The organism is Mycobacterium sp. (genome assembly GCF_049281135.1).
Taxonomy (GTDB): domain Bacteria; phylum Actinomycetota; class Actinomycetes; order Mycobacteriales; family Mycobacteriaceae; genus Mycobacterium.
On record NZ_JBAPRN010000748.1, the window covers coordinates 1 to 3,527 of the forward strand.

3 protein-coding genes and 1 pseudogene are annotated in these 3,527 nt (G+C 65.0%); 3 read left to right on the forward strand and 1 reads right to left on the reverse strand.

The genetic code is table 11. From position 1 onward, the window contains the following. Positions 1–247: pseudogene (locus tag WAN02_RS29765) on the reverse strand (serine protease); the annotation flags it as partial. A gap of 225 nt (positions 248–472) precedes the next feature. Between WAN02_RS29765 and WAN02_RS29770 the strand changes: the two are divergent. From WAN02_RS29770 to WAN02_RS29780, 3 genes are all read left to right on the forward strand, one after another. Further along, positions 473–1,234: an SDR family NAD(P)-dependent oxidoreductase gene (locus WAN02_RS29770; RefSeq protein WP_422268977.1), complete on the forward strand. Its 762-nt coding sequence runs from the start codon at positions 473–475 to the stop codon at positions 1,232–1,234. Positions 1,235–1,262: 28 nt separating this feature from the next. Next, the gene (locus tag WAN02_RS29775; protein WP_422268978.1) at positions 1,263–1,670 is read left to right on the forward strand and encodes a TIGR03668 family PPOX class F420-dependent oxidoreductase; all 408 of its coding nucleotides are present in this window, start codon (positions 1,263–1,265) and stop codon (positions 1,668–1,670) included. 112 nt (positions 1,671–1,782) lie between these two features. Then, a partial coding sequence (locus WAN02_RS29780; protein WP_422268979.1) for an elongation factor G-like protein EF-G2 occupies positions 1,783–3,527 on the forward strand: 1,745 nt, incomplete at its 3' end.

Consider the following 3,527-nt stretch of genomic DNA (forward strand, 5'->3'; position numbering starts at 1 on the left):
GAATCACGCCGTTGGAATCGATCACGATGCCGGTCCCCGCGCCGATCGCGCTCTGGTATCCGAGCTTGGCGTCGAGGTCGACGATCTGCGGACCCACGCGCCCGATGGCGGTCGCCGCATCTTGCGGCGCCGGCGGCGTCAAGGGCGACGCGTGCGCGGGCGCTGTGGCCAGACCCAATCCCAGCACTGCCAGCAGACTGAGCAAGCGCAGCGACCCCCGCGGTATGCCGCGGTGCGATCCGCTCATCCCCAATACCTCCTGCTGAGTACCGGCCGAATTCAGCCAGAATGTCGCAAGATTTTGATCTTGACGACACAACTTTGTTCATATAACCGTAGCCTGCGTCGCTCGATCAGGCATATCGACGTCGGGTTTCCCGGTCCCGCCGGAGGTCGATCCACCGGCATATTGCCAAGCGGTAGTTTCATAGCTTCGGCTGAACGGCAACTGATGAGCAAAGGTGTCTTTCGTATGGGCGTGCTTGATTCATTTCGGCTCGACGACAAAGTCGTGATAGTGACCGGCGCTTCGTCCGGACTGGGCGTGTCGTTCGCCCAGGCGTTCGCCGAGGCCGGCGCCGACGTCGTGTTAGGCGCCCGCCGCGTCGACAGGTTGGCCGAGACGGCGTCTCTCGTCGAGGCCGGCGGTCGCAAGGCGCTGACCGTCGCGACCGACGTCAGCGAGCCCGAGCAGTGCCAGGCCCTGGTCGATGCCGCGATGCAGACCTTCGGCCGGGTCGACGTGTTGATCAACAATGCCGGCGTCGGTTCCGCGCACCCGGCCACCCGCGAGACGCCCGAGCAGTTCCGCTCGGTGATCGACGTCAACCTCAACGGCGCGTACTGGATGGCACAGGCCTGCGGGCGGGTCATGCAGCCCGGAAGCTCGGTGATCAACATCGCCAGCATTCTGGGGATCACCACCGCCGGATTGCCGCAGGCGGCCTACAGCGCAAGCAAGGCCGCGGTCATCGGGCTCACCCGGGATCTGGCGCAGCAGTGGGGCGCGCGCAAGGGCATTCGGGTCAACGCTCTCGCTCCGGGATTCTTCAAAACCGAGATGACCGACGAATACAAACCCGGCTACCTGGAGAGCCAGTCGCATCGACTGATCCTGGGCCGATTGGGCGATGGAAGCGAACTCGCGGCCACCGCGGTCTGGCTGGCATCGGCGGCAGGCGGATACGTCACCGGCCAGACGATCGTCGTCGACGGCGGCCTCAGCATTACCTAAATCAACTCCGGCACCTAGGCTCGGCGATGTGGTCGAATTCGACCCCCAGGCCCGCTTCGCGCACTCACCGGTAGCCCGGTTGGCCACCGCCGCCCTCGACGGCCGGCCGCACCTGGTGCCGGTGGTATTCGCGCTGCATGACGACGTCATTTATACAGCGGTCGACGCCAAGCCCAAGACGACCCAACGGCTACGCCGGCTCGCCAACATCGAGCGCAACCCGCAGGTGAGCCTGCTGGTCGACCACTACACCGATGACTGGACGCAGCTGTGGTGGGTTCGCGCCGACGGTGTTGCCGCGATCCATCACGACGGCGACACCATGAACGTCGGCCGCGATCTGCTACGCGCGAAATATGCCCAATACCAATCGGTTTCGCTGGACGGCCCGGTAATCGCCGTCGCAGTCCAGCGCTGGAGCAGCTGGCACGCCTGAGCCGGAGGCCTTTCCTGATTACCTTCACCGCCCGTTCACTCTTGTTTTGCGCGGACGCTAGGAGAAAAGTGACGTGCATCACGTTGACCGGGGGACGCGAGGGAGTGACGTCATGGCAGACAAGTCCCACAGTCCGAACGGCGCAGGAGCTGCTCCGGCCGTAGACGATCCGGCCGCCGTCCGGAACGTGGTGTTGGTAGGCCCGTCCGGCGGCGGCAAGACCACCTTGGTCGACGCGCTTCTTGTCGCGTCCGGCGTGTTGTCCAGACCCGGCTGTATCGCTGACGGCACCACGGTCTGCGATCACGACGAGGCGGAGATCCGCCAGCAGCGTTCGGTCAGTCTCGCTTTGGCGTCGTTGTCGCACGACGGCGTCAAGGTCAATCTCGTCGACACCCCCGGCTATGCCGACTTCGTCGGCGAACTGCGGGCCGGGTTGCGCGCCGCGGACTGCGCGCTGTTCGTGATCGCCGCCAACGAGGACGTCGACGAGCCGACGAAGTCGCTGTGGCAGGAGTGCAACCAGGTCGGCATGCCCCGAGCCGTGGTGATCACCAAACTCGACCACGCCAGGGCCAACTACCAGAATGCCCTCGCGGCGGCACAGAATGCGTTCGGCGACAAGGTTTTACCACTCTATCTCCCTACCGGTGACGGGGTGATCGGTCTGTTGTCGCAGACGCACTACAAGTACGCGAACGGCAAGCGGACCACCCATGCGCCTGACGCCTCCTACGCCGATCAGATCGAGGAAACCCGCGGCACGTTGATCGAGGGAATCATCGAGGAGTCCGAAGACGAATCGCTGATGGAGCGGTACCTGGGCGGTGAAAAGATCGACGAAGCGGTGCTGATCGACGATCTGGAGAAAGCAGTGGCACGCGGCTCGTTCTTCCCGGTGATTCCGGTCTGCAGCGGCACCGGCGTCGGCACCCTGGAATTGCTCGAGGTCGCCACCCGCGGATTCCCGTCCCCGGCGGAACACCCACTGCCCGAGGTGTTTACGGCGCAAGGCGCCGCGTTCACGAAGGTGACGTGCGGCTCCGACTCGCCACTGCTGGCCGAGGTGGTGAAGACGACGTCGGACCCCTATGTCGGCAGGCTCAGCCTGGTCCGGGTGTTCTCCGGGACCATCAGGCCCGACACGACGGTTCATGTGTCGGGCCATTTTTCGTCGTTCTTCGGCTCGCCCGACGACGCCGGCCCCGATTCCCTGGCCGGCCACGTGGACCACGACGAGGATGAACGGATCGGCGCGCTGTCCTTCCCGCTTGGCAAGCAGCAGCGGCCGGCATCGATGGTGCTGCCCGGCGACATGTGCGCCATCGGACGTCTGAGCCGGGCCGAAACCGGAGACACCCTTTCCGACAAGGCTCAGCCGCTGGTGCTCAAGCCGTGGATGATGCCGGAATCGTTGCTGCCGGTGGCGATTCAGGCGCATGCCAAGACCGACGAGGACAAGCTCTCGGTCGGACTGGGACGATTGGCCGCCGAGGACCCGACGCTGCGGATCGAGCAGAACCCGGAGACACACCAGGTCGTGCTGTGGTGCATGGGCGAAGCCCATGCCGGTGTGGTGCTGGACGCCCTGGCCAATCGGTACGGCGTCACCGTGGATACCGTCGAGCTGCGGGTGCCGCTGCGAGAAACGTTTAGCAGCAAGGCTAAAGGCCACGGTCGACACGTCAAGCAATCCGGTGGTCACGGTCAGTATGCGGTGTGCGACATCGAAGTCGAACCGCTGCCCGAAGGTTCCGGGTTCGAGTTCTGCGACAAGGTGGTTGGCGGCGCGGTGCCGCGCCAGTTCATCCCGAGCGTCGAGAAGGGCGTGCGCGCTCAGATGGAAAAGGGTGTGCA

Excerpts from the sequence above, each read along its gene's own strand:
- WAN02_RS29770 (WP_422268977.1), top strand. The coding sequence starts at position 473 with ATGGGCGTGCTTGATTCATTTCGGCTCGACGACAAAGTCGTGATAGTG.